Origin of the sequence: Pseudomonas donghuensis, assembly GCF_000259195.1 — a bacterium.
Lineage (GTDB): Bacteria > Pseudomonadota > Gammaproteobacteria > Pseudomonadales > Pseudomonadaceae > Aquipseudomonas > Aquipseudomonas donghuensis.
Map to the genome: position 1 here is coordinate 123169 of NZ_JH650759.1, position 17120 is coordinate 140288.

The window sequence follows — 17120 nt, forward strand, 5'->3', positions numbered from 1 at the left end:
ACTCAGGTGCGTATAATTCTGCCAGACATCAGAGCCTTTGACCCATGCCTCAGACCAAACACCCCGCAAACGAGCCACATCGGCTCACCAGCGTCACCCTTGCGCCCCTGGCGCCACGTCCTGCCGACGCCCATAAGGGCGACTTCGGCCATGTGCTGGTGGTCGGTGGTGATCGCGGCACGGGTGGTGCCGTGCTGCTCAGTGCCGAAGCGGCGTTGCGTTGCGGCGCCGGGCTGGTGTCGCTGGTCACGCGTGCCGAGCATGTGCCCGCAGCAATGGCCCGTCTGCCCGAGGTGATGAGCCTGGGTGTGCATTCGGCCAACCAGTTGATGACGCCGATCGAGCGGGCTTCGGTGCTGGTGGTCGGCCCGGGGCTTGGGCAGGCGGCCTGGGGCCGCAGCCTGTTGTCGGCGGTGGCCAGCAGCCAGGCGCCGCAGGTGTGGGACGCCGATGCCCTGAACCTGCTGGCGCGCCAGCCTTTGCCATTGCCCAAAGGCAGCGTCATCACCCCGCACCCGGGGGAGGCCGCTCGTTTACTGGGTGTATCGACCGAGGCGGTGCAGGCTGACCGGCCCGGCGCGGCACGCAAACTCGCGCGTAAATACGCGGTCATATGCGTGCTGAAGGGCGCCGGCACCCTGGTAGCCGACCCGGCGGGGCAACTGGCGCTGTGCTCGCGCGGTCATCCGGCCATGGCGGGTGCCGGCCTGGGGGATGTGCTCAGTGGTGTGCTCGGCGCCTTGCTCGCCCAGGGCATGTCGGCCTGGGACGCGGCCTGCCTGGGCGTCTGGCTGCATGCCTGTGCGGGCGAGCGCCTGGCCGTGCAGGGCCGCGGCCTGGCGGCCAGCGACATGGTCCCGGCAATTCGTCAGTTATTGGAGGAGCATTCAGCGTGTTTGGCATAACCCTGTTTTTGGCCGATGAACAGGCCACGGTCAACGTTGGCCATAGCATTGCCAAGGTGACTCAAGGTCACGGCGTGATTTTTCTCGAAGGGGACCTGGGAGCGGGCAAGACCACCCTGTCGCGCGGTATTATTCGCGGCCTCGGACACCAAGGGGCGGTAAAGAGTCCTACCTTTACAGTGGTTGAGCCTTACGAGATTGGCGACATTCGCGCGTTCCACTTCGACCTGTATCGCTTGGTCGATCCGGAGGAACTGGAGTTCTTGGGCATCCGCGATTACTTCGAAGATGACGCCTTGTGCCTGTTCGAGTGGCCCCAAAAAGGGGCGGGCATTTTGCCAAAGCCCGACCTGACCATTACCATAAGCCCCCAGGCGGGCGGTCGTTCGCTCAACCTGTCGCCGCAGGGGGCACGTGGCGAAGCCTGGTGTGCCGCTCTGGCCTTGGAATTCAAATAGAAAATGGGGATAGGTATGCGCATTCGCGCACTGGTTTCTGTCGTAGGACTGCTGCTTACGGTAGTGACCGTTGACGCTCTGGCCGTCACGCAAGTCAAAAGTATGCGTTTATGGCGAGCGCCGGATAACACACGGCTGGTCTTCGACCTCTCGGGCCCTGTGCAGCACAGCGTATTTACCCTGACCGCCCCGGATCGCCTGGTGATCGACATCAATGGCGCGACCCTGGCTGCGCCGTTGTCGGTGTCCACCTCCAATACCCCGATTACCAGCGTGCGCTCGGCCCAGCGTACGCCGACCGACTTGCGCGTAGTGGTCGACCTGAAAAAATCGGTGACGCCCAAGAGCTTCATCCTGGCGCCCAATGCCCAGTACGGCAACCGCCTGGTGGTCGACCTGTTCGACCAGGAGGCCGATGCTGCGCCGCCACCGCCAACGCCGCCGGTGGCGACCACGCCGGCTGTGCCGGTAACCCCGGCGCAACCGGCGATCAAGCTGCCTCCAGTGCCCAACGGCAAGCGTGACATTGTCATTGCCATCGATGCCGGTCACGGCGGTGAAGACCCGGGGGCTTCCGGTTCGCGTGGCCAGCATGAAAAAGACATCGTCCTGGCCATTGCCAAGGAACTGCAGCGCCAGATCAACACCGAGAAGGGCTTTCGCGCCGAGCTGACCCGTACCGGTGACTACTTCATCCCGCTGCGTAAACGCACCGAGATTGCCCGCAAGAAGGGCGCCGACCTGTTCATTTCGATCCACGCGGACGCTGCGCCGTCCAAGGCGGCCTTCGGTGCCTCGGTGTTTGCGCTGTCCGATCGCGGTGCCACTTCGGAAACCGCGCGCTGGCTGGCCGACAGCGAAAACCGCTCCGACCTGATCGGTGGTGCCGGCAACGTCAGCCTCGATGACAAGGACCGCATGCTTGCAGGTGTGCTGCTCGACCTGTCGATGACCGCCTCGCTCTCCTCCAGCCTCAACGTCGGCCAGAAGGTCCTGGGCAACATGGGCCGGATCACCCCGCTGCACAAGCAGCGCGTCGAACAGGCCGGCTTCATGGTGCTTAAATCGCCAGACATCCCATCGATCCTGGTGGAAACCGGCTTTATCTCCAACGCCAACGAGGCGGCCAAGCTGGCTACCCCGAGCCACCAGCAATCCCTGGCGCGTTCGATCCACAGCGGCGTGCGCCAGTTCTTCCAGCAGAACCCGCCGCCGGGCACTTATGTCGCCTGGCTGCGCGACAGCGGCAAGATTGCCCAGGGCCCGCGCGAGCATTCGGTGCGCCCGGGCGAGACCCTGGCGATGATCGCCGTGCGTTATCAGGTCAGCGTTGCCAGCCTGCGCAGCGCCAACAGCCTGAAAACCGATGAGCTCAAAGTCGGCCAGCACCTGAACATCCCGACCACCGCCCTGGCGGCCCAGCAATGAGCAGCAGTGCCCGCATCGAGCTGCTCAGCCCGCGGCTGGCCAACCAGATTGCCGCCGGTGAGGTGGTCGAGCGCCCGGCATCGGTGATCAAGGAGTTGCTGGAAAACAGCCTGGACTCCGGCGCCAAGCGTATCGACGTTGAAGTCGAGCAGGGCGGCGTCAAGTTGCTGCGCGTGCGCGACGACGGCGCTGGTATTGCCGCCGATGACCTGCCGTTGGCCCTGGCCCGCCACGCCACCAGCAAGATTCGCGACCTTGAAGACCTTGAGCGGGTCATGAGCCTGGGCTTTCGTGGTGAAGCCCTGGCCTCGATCAGCTCGGTCGCCCGCCTGACCCTGACCTCGCGTACCCGCGATGCCGAACAGGCCTGGCAGGTGGAAACCGAAGGCCGCGACATGGCCCCGCGAGTGCAGCCCGCAGCGCATCCGGTCGGTACCTCGGTGGAAGTGCGCGACCTGTTCTTCAATACCCCGGCCCGGCGCAAGTTTCTCAAGACCGAAAAAACCGAATTCGATCACCTGCAGGAAGTGATCCGGCGCCTGGCGCTGGCGCGTTTTGACGTGGGTTTTCACCTGCGCCATAACGGCAAAAGCATCCTCAGCCTGCACGAAGCCCATGACGATACCGCGCGCGCCCGCCGTGTAGCGGCCATCTGCGGCCCGGGCTTCCTAGAACAGGCGCTGCCGATCGAGGTTGAGCGCAACGGCCTGCACCTGTGGGGTTGGGTCGGTTTGCCGACCTTCTCGCGCAGCCAGGCGGACCTGCAGTACTTCTTCGTCAATGGTCGTGCCGTGCGCGACAAACTGGTCGCCCACGCCGTGCGCCAGGCCTACCGTGACGTGCTGTTCAATGGCCGGCACCCGACTTTCGTGCTGTTTTTCGAGGTCGACCCTACCGGTGTCGACGTCAACGTGCACCCGACCAAGCACGAAGTGCGCTTCCGTGACGGGCGCATGGTTCACGACTTTTTATACGGCACCCTGCATCGCGCCCTGGCCGATGTGCGCCCGGAAGATCAGCTGGCCGCGCCCGCTGCCACCAGCGAGATCATCCGCCCCAGCGGCATTCAGGCCGGTGAGTTCGGCCCCCAGGGCGAGATGCGCCTGGCTGCCAACCTGCTTGAGCAGCCGATGGCCGAGCCAGGCCTGCGTCCGTCTGTGGGTAGCAATGGCAGTGGTGCAGGCTATCAATACCAGTACACGCCGCGACCGACCCAGGCATTGCCTGCAGCCGAAGCTCAGGGCGTGTACCGGGAGTTCTTTGCGCCGCTGGCCGAGGCTGCGCCGGTGGCCTTGCCCGAAGGCCAGGGCGACATCCCGCCGCTGGGCTACGCCCTGGCCCAGCTCAAGGGCATTTATATTCTTGCCGAAAACGCCGTCGGTCTGGTGCTGGTGGACATGCACGCCGCCCATGAACGGATCATGTACGAACGCCTCAAGGTGGCCATGGCCAGCGAAGGCCTCAGCGGCCAGCCGCTGTTGGTGCCGGAGTCCCTGGCCTTGAGCCAGCGCGAAGCCGATTGCGCCGAAGAGCACGCCGAGTGGTTCCAGCGCCTGGGCTTCGAGCTGCAGCGCCTGGGCCCGGAAAGCCTGGCGATCCGGCAGATTCCGGCGCTGCTCAAGCAGGCCGAGGCCAACCGCCTGGTCCAGGACGTTCTGGCCGATCTGATGGAATACGGCACCAGTGACCGTATTCAGGCGCACCTGAACGAGCTGCTCGGGACCATGGCCTGCCACGGCGCCATCCGCGCCAACCGGCGCCTGGCCATCGCTGAAATGAACGGCCTGCTGCGCGACATGGAAAACACCGAGCGCAGCGGTCAATGCAACCATGGCCGGCCGACCTGGACCCAGATGGGCCTGGACGATCTGGACAAACTGTTTTTGCGCGGTCGATGACATGAGTGGCAAACCTCCAGCGATATTCCTCATGGGCCCGACTGCGGCGGGCAAGACCGACCTTGCCATCGAGCTGACCAAGGTCCTGCCATGCGAGCTGATCAGTGTCGACTCGGCGCTGGTCTACCGTGGCATGGACATTGGCACCGCCAAGCCGTCCAAAGAGATTCTGGCTGCCCATCCGCATCGCTTGATCGACATCCTTGACCCGGCTGAAAGCTATTCGGCCGCCGATTTTCGTCGCGATGCGCTGGAGGCCATGGCCGATATCACCGCGCGCGGCAAAATCCCCCTGCTGGTCGGCGGCACCATGCTTTATTACAAGGCTTTGCTCGAAGGCCTGGCGGACATGCCGGCGGCTGACCCACAGGTGCGTGCCGAGCTCGAAGAAGAGGCCCAGCGCCTCGGCTTGCACGCCTTGCACCAGCAGTTGGCGGCGGTCGACCCGGAATCGGCGGCACGTATTCACCCCAATGACCCGCAGCGGCTGATCCGCGCGCTGGAGGTCTACCGGGTCAGCGGCCTGACGATGACGTCACATCGCCAGCGTCAATCCGCGGAAAGTAGCGCCGCAGGCGCGTCCGCAGCGGGACAATTGCCCTATACTGTCGCCAGCCTGGCCATAGCCCCAACCGATCGGCACATACTGCACGAGCGGATTGCGCTACGATTCGGGCAAATGCTGGAACAGGGCTTCGTTGACGAGGTCCGATTGCTGCGAGCCAGAAGTGACTTGCACGCGGGGCTGCCGTCTATACGGGCGGTTGGTTATCGCCAGGTCTGGGATCACCTTGATGGCAAGTTGAATTCAGTTGAAATGCAGGAGCGCGGCATCATTGCCACTCGCCAATTGGCGAAGCGGCAGTTCACCTGGTTGCGTAGTTGGGCTGACCTGCACTGGTTGGACAGCCTGGCCTGCGACAATCTGTCTCGCACCTTGAAATACCTTGGATCGGTCTCCATATTGAGCTGAGTCCTTGCAATTGCCGTCTATCCTTGGGGTGGGGCGGCTTGAGCCATCAGTTTTTCTTTGATTTTTTTACTATTGATCCTTACAGGAGTGCGGCATATGTCAAAAGGGCATTCGCTACAAGACCCTTACTTGAATACTTTGAGAAAAGAAAAAGTTGGGGTTTCGATCTATCTGGTTAACGGCATCAAGCTGCAAGGCACGATCGAATCCTTCGACCAGTTCGTGATTCTGCTGAAGAACACCGTTAGCCAGATGGTTTACAAACACGCCATCTCGACAGTTGTCCCTGTGCGTCCGATCCGTCTGCCTAGCGCAACCGAATCCGAGCAAGGCGACGCTGAGCCAGGTAACGCCTGATAGGAGTCTGCTTTGTTCTTTGAGCGCCACGGTGGTGGTGAACGGGCGGTCCTCGTTCACTTGGAAGGTCAGAACCCTGAGGCGCGCGAAGATCCGCAGGAGTTTCAGGAGCTGGCACTGTCGGCTGGGGCCGATATTGTCGCGTTCGCCAATGTGGCGCGACATCAGCCCACCGCCAAATACCTGATTGGCAGCGGCAAGGTCGAAGAGTTACGCGACCTGGTCAACGCCGAGCAGGTAGATTTGGTGATATTCAATCACACCCTCACACCCAGTCAGGAACGTAACCTCGAGCGAGTCTTCGAGTGTCGCGTGCTTGACCGCACCGGTCTGATTCTCGATATCTTCGCCCAGCGGGCGCGTACCCATGAAGGCAAGCTGCAGGTCGAACTGGCCCAGCTCGAGCACATGAGCACGCGGCTGGTGCGTGGCTGGACTCACCTTGAGCGGCAAAAGGGCGGTATCGGCCTGCGCGGCCCGGGTGAAACCCAGCTGGAAACCGACCGCCGCCTGCTGCGGGTACGCCTGCGCCAGATCAAGGCGCGCCTGGAGAAGGTCCGCAGCCAGCGTGAACAAGCTCGCCGTGGCCGTAAACGGGCGGATATCCCCTCGGTTTCCCTGGTCGGCTACACCAACGCCGGCAAGTCCACCCTGTTCAACGCCCTGACCCAGTCCGAGGTCTATGCCGCCGACCAGTTGTTCGCGACCCTCGACCCGACCCTGCGCCGGCTTGAGCTCGACGACCTCGGGCCGATCGTGCTGGCCGACACCGTGGGCTTCATTCGTCACCTTCCGCACAAGCTGGTCGAGGCATTTCGGGCTACGCTCGAAGAGTCGAGCAACTCCGACCTGCTGCTGCATGTGATCGACGCCCATGAGCCTGAGCGCATGGCGCAGATCGAGCAGGTCATGGCGGTATTGGGAGAGATCGGTGCAGAAGGCTTGCCGATCCTCGAGGTCTATAACAAACTCGACCTGCTTGAAGGTGTCGAGCCGCAGATTCAGCGCGATGCCGATGGCAAGCCGCAACGGGTCTGGGTCTCGGCCCGCGATGGTCGGGGGCTGGAGCTGGTGGGGCAGGCGGTCGCCGAATTGCTGGGGGATGACCTGTTTGTCGGTACCTTGCGCCTTGAACAGCGTTTTGCCCGGTTGCGTGCGCAGTTCTTTGAACTGGGCGCGGTGCAGAGCGAAGAGCATGACGATGAAGGCAGCAGCCTGCTGGCTGTGCGACTGCCGCGGGTGGAGTTGAACCGCCTGGTCAGCCGCGAAGGTTTGCAGCCGCTGGAATTCATCGAGCAACATACTTTGCAATAAATGCCCGGCGACGCGGTCGGGCAGCCGTGACAGGCATTCTGTAGCATTGGACGGCGCGCCGTGGGCGCGTCTTTGCTTTATCAGATGGAGAGCGCTATGGCTTGGAATGAGCCGGGTGGCAACTCGAACAATCAGGATCCGTGGGGCGGGCGCCGTGGTGGCGACAAGAAAGGGCCGCCGGATCTCGACGAGGCCTTCCGCAAGCTGCAGGACAGCCTGAACGGCATGTTCGGCAGTGGCAAGAAACGCGGTGGTGATGGCGGCGTCGGCAAGGGCGGTGGCTTCGGCCTGCTCGGCATCGGTCTCGCCGTGCTTGCAGCTATCTGGCTGTACAGCGCCGTGTACGTGGTCGACGAACAGGAGCAGGCAGTCGTGCTGCGCTTCGGCAAATACTACGAAACCGTAGGGCCGGGCCTGAACATCTACTTCCCGCCGATCGATCGCAAGTACATGGAGAACGTTACCCGCGAACGTGCCTATACCAAGCAGGGGCAGATGCTGACCGAAGACGAGAACATCGTCGAGGTGCCGCTGACCGTGCAGTACAAGATCACCAACCTGCAGGATTTCGTGCTGAACGTCGATCAGCCTGAAATCAGCCTGCAGCACGCGACCGACAGTGCCTTGCGTCACGTGGTGGGTTCCACCGCGATGGACAAGGTGCTGACCGAAGGTCGTGAGCAGATGGCCGTGGAAATCAAGGAGCGCCTGCAGCGTTTCCTCGATACCTACCGGACCGGTATCACTGTCACCCAGGTCAACGTACAGAGCGCGGCAGCCCCGCGTGAAGTGCAGGAAGCCTTCGACGACGTGATCCGTGCCCGTGAAGACGAGCAGCGTGCCCGCAACCAGGCCGAGTCCTACGCTAATGGCGTGGTGCCGGAGGCCCGTGGTCAGGCCCAGCGGATCATCGAGGACGCCAACGGTTACCGCGACGAAGTCGTCTCGCGTGCCAAGGGTGAGGCCGACCGCTTCACCAAGCTGGTTGCCGAGTACCGCAAGGCCCCTGAAGTGACCCGTCAGCGCCTGTACCTGGACACTATGCAGGAAGTCTACAGCAACACCAGCAAGGTCCTGGTTTCCGGCAAGGACGGCCAGAGCAACCTGCTCTACCTGCCGCTCGACAAGATGGTGCAGGGCAGCCGTTCCGGCTCTGCCCCGGTCACCGTTGCGCCGTCAGCCAATGCCGATGCGGCCAACCGTGCGGCGGCGGAACTGCAACAGCAGCAAACACAGTTGCGTACTAGGGAGAGCCGCTGATGAGCAATAAATCGCTGATCGCCCTGATCGTGGCCGTGGTGCTGGCGATCGTGGCCTGGAACAGCTTCTACATCGTGGCCCAGACCGAGCGTGCGGTACTCCTGCAATTTGGTCGTGTGGTCCAGGCTGATGTCCAGCCTGGCCTGCATGTGAAGGTTCCTTACGTCAACCAGGTGCGCAAGTTCGACGCCCGCCTGATGACCCTGGACGCCCCGACCCAGCGCTTCTTGACCCTGGAAAAGAAAGCGGTGATGGTCGATGCCTACGCCAAGTGGCGGGTCAAGGATGCCGAGCGCTTCTATACCGCGACCTCGGGCCTCAAGCAGATTGCCGACGAACGTCTGTCGCGCCGTCTGGAAAGCGGCCTGCGTGACCAGTTCGGTAAACGCACCCTGCACGAAGTGGTCTCCGGTGAACGTGACGCGCTGATGGCTGACATCACTGCCTCGCTGAACCGTATGGCCAGCAAGGAACTGGGTATCGAAGTGGTCGACGTTCGCGTCAAGGCCATCGACCTGCCCAAGGAAGTCAACCGCAGCGTGTTCGAGCGCATGAGCACCGAGCGCGAGCGTGAAGCCCGCGAGCACCGCGCCAAGGGTAACGAGCTGGCCGAAGGCATCCGTGCCGACGCCGATCGTCAGCGCCGGGTACTGCTGGCTGAAGCCTACCGGGAATCGGAAGAGACCCGCGGTGATGGCGATGCCCAGGCAGCGTCGATCTACGCCAAGGCCTACGGTCAGGACCAGGAGTTCTACGCGTTCTACCGTAGCCTCAAGGCCTACCGCGAGAGCTTTGCCGACAAGAGCGACGTACTGGTGCTCGATCCGAGCAGCGAGTTCTTCCGCTTTATGGGCAAGACCAAGCCATAAGCATCTACCCCGCCGGGCGGCTAAAACGCCTGGCGGGGTGATCCCGCGAGAAAACGGGTGTATGATGCGGCAGCCGGGAAATTCCCGGCTTTTTTGCGTCTGCAAGATCGAACGGTTCAAACCCGGCTCGGGTCTACAGAGCAGCCCAAGGTATTCGAGGGTATAGGCACGGCGGTAGCGCTGGAATCGGTGCTGCGCGCCATTGTTTGCCGATACCTGCTTCACTCAAGGCTCGCCCGCGGGCAAGCCGCCCGGACCATAGGGGAAATGGCGTAATGGCAACGGTAGACCGCTGGCTGCTGCCAGATGGCATCGAAGAAGTACTGCCACCTGAGGCGGCGCGCATCGAAATCGCGCGTCGGCAGGTGTTGGATCTGTTCCAGAGCTGGGGTTATGACTTCGTCGTGACTCCGCATATCGAGTACCTGGAATCGCTGCTCACCGGTGCCGGCCAGGACCTGGACCTGCGGACCTTCAAGGTCATCGACCCGCAATCGGGCCGGCAGATGGGCTTCCGTGCCGACATCACCCCGCAGGTGGCGCGCATCGATGCGCACACCCTGCGTCGTGAAGGTCCGAGCCGTCTGTGCTATGCCGGCAGCGTGCTGCATGCCTTGCCACGGGCGTTGTCGACCTCGCGCAGCCCGATCCAGCTCGGTGCCGAGCTGTACGGCGACGCCAGCCCGGTCAGCGACGTCGAGGTGATCAGCCTGATGCTGGCCATGCTGCAACTGGCCGATGTACCGGACGTGCACATGGACCTTGGCCACGTCGGTATCTACCGCGGCCTGGCCCGTGCCGCCGGTTTGTCGGGCGCGATCGAGCAGCAGCTGTTCGATGCCCTGCAGCGCAAGGCCGTCGACGAAGTGATCGAGCTGACCGCCAAGCTGCCAGCGGACCTGGCCGCCATGCTGCGCTCGCTCACCGAGCTGTGCGGTGGTCGCGAAGTGCTGGCCGAGGCGCGTGTGCGTCTGGGCCGTGCACCGGCGGCGGTACTGGCGGCATTGGATGACCTGATGGCGATCGCCGAGCGGCTGGCCACGCGTTACCCCGAGCTGCCGCTGTATTTTGATCTGGGCGAGTTGCGTGGCTACCACTACCACACCGGTGTGGTGTTTGCCGCGTTCGTCCCGGGTGTCGGTCAGTCGATCGCCCAGGGCGGTCGTTACGACGACATCGGAGCAGACTTTGGCCGGGCACGCCCGGCCACCGGTTTCTCCACGGATTTGAAGACCCTGGTCACACTGGGGCGAGCCGAGGTGGTATTGCCGTCTGGCGGGATCTGGATGCCCGACAGCAGCGATGCGGCACTCTGGCAGTTGGTCTGCCAATTGCGCAGTGAAGGTCAGCGGGTGGTTCAGGCCTTGCCTGGGCAGCCATTGACTGCCGCCGTCGAGGCGGATTGCGATCGGCAATTGATTCAGCAAAACGGGCTTTGGCAGGTTCTGCCGCTGGCCATTTGAGATTCCCCGCCGGTACGAGCCGGCGCCAAGTTTGCGCGAATGAGGACAAGTGTTATGGGTAAGAATGTCGTAGTCCTGGGCACCCAGTGGGGTGATGAGGGCAAAGGCAAGATCGTCGATCTGCTGACCGAACATGCTGCCGCCGTAGTGCGCTACCAGGGTGGCCACAACGCTGGCCACACCCTGGTGATCGACGGTGAAAAGACCGTGCTGCACCTGATCCCTTCGGGCGTGCTGCGCGAAGGCGTGCAGTGCCTGATCGGCAACGGCGTGGTGGTTGCACCTGACGCCCTGCTGCGTGAAATCAACAAGCTCGAAGAGAAAGGCGTACCGGTGCGCGAGCGCCTGCGCATCAGCCCTTCCTGCCCGCTGATCCTGTCCTACCACGTGGCCCTCGACCAGGCCCGTGAAAAAGCCCGTGGCGAGCAGAAGATCGGCACCACCGGTCGCGGCATCGGCCCGGCCTATGAAGACAAGGTTGCCCGTCGCGGCCTGCGCATCGGTGACCTGTTCCACCGCGAGCGTTTCGCTGCCAAGCTCGGCGAGCTGCTGGACTACCACAACTTCGTGCTGGTCAATTACTACAAAGAGCCTGCAATCGACTTCCAGAAGACGCTGGACGAGTGCATGGAATACGCCGAGCTGCTCAAGCCGATGATGCTCGACGTCACTGCCGAGCTGCACAACCTGCGTCGCGCCGGCAAGGACATCATGTTCGAAGGCGCCCAGGGCTCGCTGCTGGACATCGACCACGGTACCTACCCGTTCGTTACCAGCTCCAACACCACCGCTGGCGGCATCGCTACCGGTTCGGGCGTTGGCCCTATGTACCTGGACTACATCCTGGGTATCACCAAGGCCTACACCACCCGTGTTGGCTCGGGCCCGTTCCCGACCGAACTGTTCGATGACGTCGGTGCCTTCCTGGCCAAGCGTGGTCATGAGTTCGGCGCCACCACCGGCCGTGCCCGTCGTTGCGGCTGGTTCGATGCCGTGATCCTGCGTCGCGCCATCGACGTCAACAGCATCTCCGGCCTGTGCCTGACCAAGCTGGACGTGCTCGACGGCCTGGAAACCATCCGTATCTGCGTGGGCTACAAAAACGAGAACGGTGCCGTTATCGACGCCCCGACCGACGCCGACAGCTACATCGGCCTGGAGCCGGTGTACGAAGAAATGCCGGGCTGGAGCGAGTCGACCCTGGGTGCCAAGACCCTGGAAGAACTGCCGGCCAATGCCCGTGCCTACATCAAGCGTGTGGAAGAGCTGGTCGGCGCGCCGATCGACATCATCTCCACCGGCCCGGACCGCAACGAGACCATCGTGCTGCGTCATCCGTTCGCCTGATTCGCGACTGATGTAAAGACAAAGGCCCCTTGATAGGGGCCTTTGTCGTTTCTGTCGGCTGATCGGCACAACCTTTGCTGTAAGAATCGCTCAAGCGGTGCCATCACCTTAATGGCCCCAGAAGTAGAGGGTTCTTTCGTGTCTGCCGTTCTCTCACTGTTACGAAGCCGCCTGTTGCGGCCTGTCTTTGTTGCTCTTGGTATCGCTCTTTTGGTGCAGGTGCTGGTCGCGGTCGCGCTGACCCGGAGCACGGTCACTGCTCTGGAGGCCGATCTGGACAATCGTCTGGCTACCGACAGCCAGAAGCTTGCCGCTGAACTCGAACAGGCTGGCAGGGAGGTCAGCTCCGGGCTCGATAGCCTCTCCACCAGTACCCGTCAGCGCCTGACTGCAGGCCTTTCCACGCGCTTGCAGGATGAACAGGCACAATTGCGCGCGACCCTTGAAAAGAACCTCAAGGATTCGGCCAACGACATGGCCGAGCTGCTGGCCTCGGTGGCGCCGCGAGCCATGTGGGATAACGACGTGCCGACCCTGTCGGAGTTCTCCCGTCGGGCCCAGCGCAACCCCAACGTGTTGTTCGTGGTGTACGACGACGCTCAGGGCCAGCACCTGACCCGTTACCTCAACCGGCAGAACCCGATCAACCAGGCGCTGCTGGAGAGGGGGCAGGGCGAGCGGGCGCTGGACAAGGTACTGGACGCCGCGCGTAACGACCCGTCGGTGTACCTTGTCGAAGCCTCGATCAACCCCAACGGTGTCGAGATCGGCAAGGTGCTGATGGGCGTCTCCACTGCCGTGGTTGACCATGAGCTGGTGGCGCTGGACAAGCGCTTCTCGGCGTTGATTGCCAGTGGTGATCAACTGGTCGGCGACAGCCTGGTGGGCGCCGCAGCAGACAGCAACAAGGCCCTGAGCGCGCGCCTGGAAGCGGCTCAGGCGAGTGCGGCCGGCATGCAGGCCAACACTGCGCAAAGCGTCCAGGACGCCGCGGCAACCCTGCGCTGGAACATCGGCGTGGGTCTGGCCCTGGTCGGCCTGGGTGTGTTGCTGGTGGTGGCCGTGGTGCTCGGTCGGCGTGTGGTCAACAAGTTGCGCCTGTTGATCGCTGCGTTGAACGACCTGGCGGCGGGTGAGGGCGATCTGACCAAGCGCGTCACCATCGACAGCCGCGACGAGATCGGTGATATGGCCGCAGCGGTCAATCAATTCGTCGCCAAGCTGCAGCCCATCGTTCGCGAGGCCGGCGAGGTGGCCCAGCGTACCGGCATCGAGATCGGCGCCATGGCCCAGCGCAATGCTGGCGCCGACGCCGCTGCCGAGCTGCAGCGCGATGAGGTTGCCGCCAGCCTGCGCGACTTGTCGAGCATGGCCGATGAGGCCCAGGCTGAAAGCCAGGCCATGCAGTCGGCCTTGCAGCAGGTGGTGGATATTCGTCAGGCCACTGACGAGAACAGCCGTACCTCTACTCAGGTGGCCAAGCTTATCGAGGACCTGGCCGGGCAGGTCGAGACCGGTTCCAAGGTCATCGAGCGCCTGGCCCAGCAAAGCGAGCAGATCGAGGTGGTGCTGACGGTGATCCATGGCATCGCCGAGCAGACCAACTTGCTGGCGCTCAACGCTGCCATCGAGGCGGCGCGCGCCGGGGAAACCGGCCGTGGTTTTGCTGTGGTGGCCGATGAGGTGAGGGCGCTGGCGAGCAAAACCCAGAGCTCTACCGGTGATATCCAGGCGCATATCGGTGCGTTGCAGCAAGGGGCGAAAGAAGCGGTGGCGGCGATCAGCCAGGCAGGGCGGCAAGCCAGCGAGGGCCTGCTGGTGCTACGCGATAACGCTCGCGTGCAGCAGTCGGTGCAGGCCTCGGTGGAGCAGGTGCATGCGGCCATCGGCCTGGCTACCCGTGCGGCTGAGCAGCAGGCGCAGGGTGCTCAGGCGGTGCGCGGCCGGGTGCAGACCATTCACACCCAGGCCGAGCGGGCCGCCGAGGTGGTGATGCAGACCACCGCCAGCAGCAAGGTGCTCGATGACCTGGCAGCGCAGCTCAAGGCCAGCTTGGGGCAGTTCCGGGCTTGAGCGTAATCGCGGGGCAAGCCCGCTCCCACCGTGGGAGCGGGCTTGCCCCGCGATGCTTTTCAGGCATCACGCGCGGTTCAGGTACATCCGCGTAGTCAGCAGATACACCGGCAACCCGGACACTAGAATCAACAGCGCCGCATAAGGTGCCGCTGCCGCGAACTCGACGTTGGCGGTATGCGCCCACACCTCGGTGGCCAGGGTGGTCATGCCGGTCGGGCTGAGCAGCAGGGTCGCCGTCAGTTCCTTCATGGCATCCAGGAACACCAGGGCAAATGCCGCAGCCAGGGCCGGGAAGATGATTGGCAGGGTCACCCGGCAGAACGCCGTGAACTGCGTCGCGCCAAGGGTGCGTGCGGCTTCTTCAAGCTGTGGCGCCGCCTTGTTCAGGGCCGTGCGCACCGGTGCCTGGGCCAGCGGCAGGAACAGCAGCGCATAAGCCAGCAACAACAATCCTGTGGTCTGGTACAGCGCCGGCACGTAGTGCAGGGCGAAGTACACCAGGGTCAGGGCAATCACCAACCCCGGCAGCGCATGCAGCAAGTACGGCAGGCGCTCGGCCCAGATCGCCAGGCGGCCCTTGTAGCGCACCACCAGGAAGCTAACCGGCAGAGCCAGCAACAGGCTCAGCCCGGCGCCACCCAGTGACAGCGACAGCGACGAGAACAGGGCGCGGCTGATATCGGCCAGCGGAAACGCCGCCGACGAGCCAACACTCAGCCAGTAGCCGAGCATGCCCAACGGAATGCCGCTGCCCAGCAGTGCCAATGTCAGGCAGTACAGCTGCCCCACCGGCATCCATGCGCGCAGGTGAATCGGCGCACCACGCCGGGCCACGCCCTGGCCGATCCGCACATGCCGGGCTTTGCCGCGCACGCGCAGTTCCAGCCATAGCATCAGCAGACACATGAACAACAGCACCGCCGAGAGCATGGCGGCGTTGGCGTTGCTGAACTCCAGCTCGAACTGCTGGTAGATCGCGGTGGTGAACGTCTGCAGGCCGAGGATCGACAAGGCGCCGAACTCCACCAGCATGTGCAGGGCAATCAACAGGCTACCACCGATGATCGACGGCCATAGCAGCGGTAGGGTGATGCGAAAGAATACGCCCCAGCGTGTCTGTCCCAGGGTGCGCGCCGACTCTTCCAGCGAGGTGTCGAGGTTGCGCAACGTGGCCGCCACCGGCAGGAACACCAGCGGATATTTGGACAGGCTCATTACCAGGATGGCGCCGCCCAGGCCTTCGAAGCGCGGGCTCAGCGATACCCAGGTAAAGCCGCTGACAAACGCCGGCACGGCAAACGGCAGGCACAGGATCACGCCCCACAGGCGCCGCCCTGGCAGGTCGCTGCGCTCAAGCAACCAGGCCAGGGATACGCCCAGGGCCATGCAGGCCAGGGTGACGCCGGCCATGAGCATCAGGGTGTTGCGCAGCAGGCCCCAAACGAACGGGCGCCAGAGCAGGTGCAAGGCTTCGCGCCAGCCGGCTTCCCAGGTCTTGAGGGCGACATACAGCAGCGGTAACAGGCTCAGCCCGACCAGCAGCAACACCGGCAGCACCACCCAGATCGACGGGCGCTTGCGCTTGGGTACGTAACGGCTGGCCAGTGCGGCCGCGGGCAGGGCTGCGCTCATTACAGCAGGCCAACTTCGCGTTCGAGCTCCAGGGCTTCTTCGGCATTACCCAGGTCGGCCGGGCTGATTTTCGGCGGGCGCAGGTCTTCGAAGGGCTTCAGGCCCTGGTCCGAGACCATGCCTTTATGCAGCGGATACTCGGCGGTGGTCTGGGTAATCACCCGCTGGCCTTCTTCGCTGGCCATCCAGGCCAGTAGTGCCTGGGCTTGTTTCGGGTGTTTGCTGGCTTTCACCGCAGCAGCGCTGGAGATGGTGACCAGGCCGCCAGCGTCGCCATCGGCCAGGTAGTAGAGTTTCGAGTCCAGCTGGCCGCGCTCTTTCTTCAGGGCGTACCAGTAGTAGTTGTTCACCAGCACCGCCGCGACTTCGCCGTTCTCCACGGCTTTGAGTGCAACCATGTTGTTGGTGTAGGTCTTGCCGAAGGCCTTGAGGCCGGTCAGCCATTCTTCGGCGGCGTCGCGGCCGTGCAGCTTGAGGATGGCCACGGCCTGTTCCTGGAACGCGCCGCTGGTCGGCACGAAGCCGATCTTGCCGTCCCACTCGGGGTCGGCGAAATCCATCACCGAGGGCGGCAGGTCTTTCTCGTCGATCACCTTGGGGTTGAAGGCGACCACGCGAGTGCGCGCGGTGACGCCCATCCAGGTGCCGTTGCCGGCGACATATTCCTTGGGCAGCACCTGCAGGGTCGAATCATCGATCTTGGCCAGCAGGCCCAGCTCGCCGAGGTTGTTCAGCGGTGGCGATTCTTCGGTGTAGATGACGTCGGCGGGGGAGCGATCGCCTTCTTCGATGATCTGGCTGGCCAGCTGGTTGCTGCTGCCCTTGCGAATGTTGATGTGGATACCGGTCTTGGCCTCGTAGGCCTTGGCGATGGCTTCACCGATTTCCTTGTGCTGGCCGTTGTACAGGGTCAGTGCCACAGGATCGGCGGCCATGGCGGCTGGCGTGCCCAGCACCATGGCAAAAACAGAGACGGCCAGGCCGCGCAACAGGGTGTTATTGCGGAACGTCATGCGGGTACTTCCTCGCTTGCGGCTACATATCTGGAAACAATGATAATCGATATTGCTTCTCAAATGCCCTTGTGAGGGAAAATTCATGAGCAGGCTATCGGTCGTTTCAGGATTGCAGGCGAGGAAA

General features: G+C 63.4%; 14 protein-coding genes. 12 read left to right on the forward strand and 2 right to left on the reverse strand.

Annotated elements, in window-relative coordinates:
• Positions 1 to 44 precede the first annotated feature (44 nt).
• From UW3_RS0106975 to UW3_RS0107030, 12 genes are all read left to right on the forward strand, one after another.
• A complete protein-coding gene (locus tag UW3_RS0106975) occupies positions 45 to 905 on the forward strand; it encodes an NAD(P)H-hydrate dehydratase (RefSeq protein WP_010221589.1) in 861 nt (286 codons plus the stop codon).
• Positions 893 to 1363, forward strand: coding sequence for a tRNA (adenosine(37)-N6)-threonylcarbamoyltransferase complex ATPase subunit type 1 TsaE (gene tsaE / locus UW3_RS0106980; RefSeq protein WP_010221590.1), 471 nt, complete (start codon positions 893 to 895; stop codon positions 1361 to 1363). Before UW3_RS0106975 ends, tsaE begins: the two co-directional genes overlap by 13 nt.
• A 3-nt stretch (positions 1364 to 1366) precedes the next feature.
• A complete protein-coding gene (locus UW3_RS0106985) occupies positions 1367 to 2791 on the forward strand; it encodes an N-acetylmuramoyl-L-alanine amidase (RefSeq protein ID WP_198421649.1) in 1425 nt (474 codons plus the stop codon).
• A complete protein-coding gene (gene mutL, locus UW3_RS0106990) occupies positions 2788 to 4689 on the forward strand; it encodes a DNA mismatch repair endonuclease MutL (protein WP_010221592.1) in 1902 nt (633 codons plus the stop codon). Before UW3_RS0106985 ends, mutL begins: the two co-directional genes overlap by 4 nt.
• Before the next feature lies 1 nt (position 4690).
• Positions 4691 to 5662, forward strand: a complete 972-nt coding sequence (gene miaA / locus UW3_RS0106995; protein ID WP_010221593.1) for a tRNA (adenosine(37)-N6)-dimethylallyltransferase MiaA — start codon at positions 4691 to 4693, stop codon at positions 5660 to 5662.
• Positions 5663 to 5758: 96 nt separating this feature from the next.
• Positions 5759 to 6019, forward strand: a complete 261-nt coding sequence (gene hfq, locus UW3_RS0107000; protein WP_010221594.1) for an RNA chaperone Hfq — start codon at positions 5759 to 5761, stop codon at positions 6017 to 6019.
• 12 nt (positions 6020 to 6031) lie between these two features.
• Complete coding sequence (gene hflX, locus UW3_RS0107005) at positions 6032 to 7333, forward strand: ribosome rescue GTPase HflX (RefSeq protein ID WP_010221595.1); 1302 nt, start codon at positions 6032 to 6034, stop codon at positions 7331 to 7333.
• A gap of 96 nt (positions 7334 to 7429) precedes the next feature.
• Positions 7430 to 8593: an FtsH protease activity modulator HflK gene (gene hflK, locus UW3_RS0107010; RefSeq protein WP_010221596.1), complete on the forward strand. Its 1164-nt coding sequence runs from the start codon at positions 7430 to 7432 to the stop codon at positions 8591 to 8593.
• Positions 8593 to 9462, forward strand: a complete 870-nt coding sequence (gene hflC / locus UW3_RS0107015; protein ID WP_010221597.1) for a protease modulator HflC — start codon at positions 8593 to 8595, stop codon at positions 9460 to 9462. Before hflK ends, hflC begins: the two co-directional genes overlap by 1 nt.
• A 275-nt stretch (positions 9463 to 9737) precedes the next feature.
• Positions 9738 to 10925 (forward strand): ATP phosphoribosyltransferase regulatory subunit, encoded by a 1188-nt coding sequence (locus UW3_RS0107020; RefSeq protein WP_010221598.1) that lies wholly within the window; start codon positions 9738 to 9740, stop codon positions 10923 to 10925.
• Positions 10926 to 10979: 54 nt separating this feature from the next.
• The gene (locus UW3_RS0107025; RefSeq protein ID WP_010221599.1) at positions 10980 to 12272 is read left to right on the forward strand and encodes an adenylosuccinate synthase; all 1293 of its coding nucleotides are present in this window, start codon (positions 10980 to 10982) and stop codon (positions 12270 to 12272) included.
• A gap of 138 nt (positions 12273 to 12410) precedes the next feature.
• On the forward strand, positions 12411 to 14345 hold the full coding sequence (locus UW3_RS0107030; protein WP_010221600.1) for a methyl-accepting chemotaxis protein: 1935 nt from the start codon (positions 12411 to 12413) through the stop codon (positions 14343 to 14345).
• 66 nt (positions 14346 to 14411) lie between these two features.
• On the opposite strand, the gene UW3_RS0107035 is transcribed toward UW3_RS0107030, so the two are convergent.
• The gene (locus UW3_RS0107035) at positions 14412 to 15980 is read right to left on the reverse strand and encodes an ABC transporter permease (protein WP_010221601.1); all 1569 of its coding nucleotides are present in this window, start codon (positions 15978 to 15980) and stop codon (positions 14412 to 14414) included.
• Positions 15980 to 16993 carry an extracellular solute-binding protein gene (locus tag UW3_RS0107040; protein ID WP_010221602.1) on the reverse strand — a complete coding sequence of 338 codons (1014 nt, stop codon included), beginning with the start codon at positions 16991 to 16993 and terminating at the stop codon, positions 15980 to 15982. Before UW3_RS0107040 ends, UW3_RS0107035 begins: the two co-directional genes overlap by 1 nt.
• Positions 16994 to 17120 lie beyond the last annotated feature (127 nt).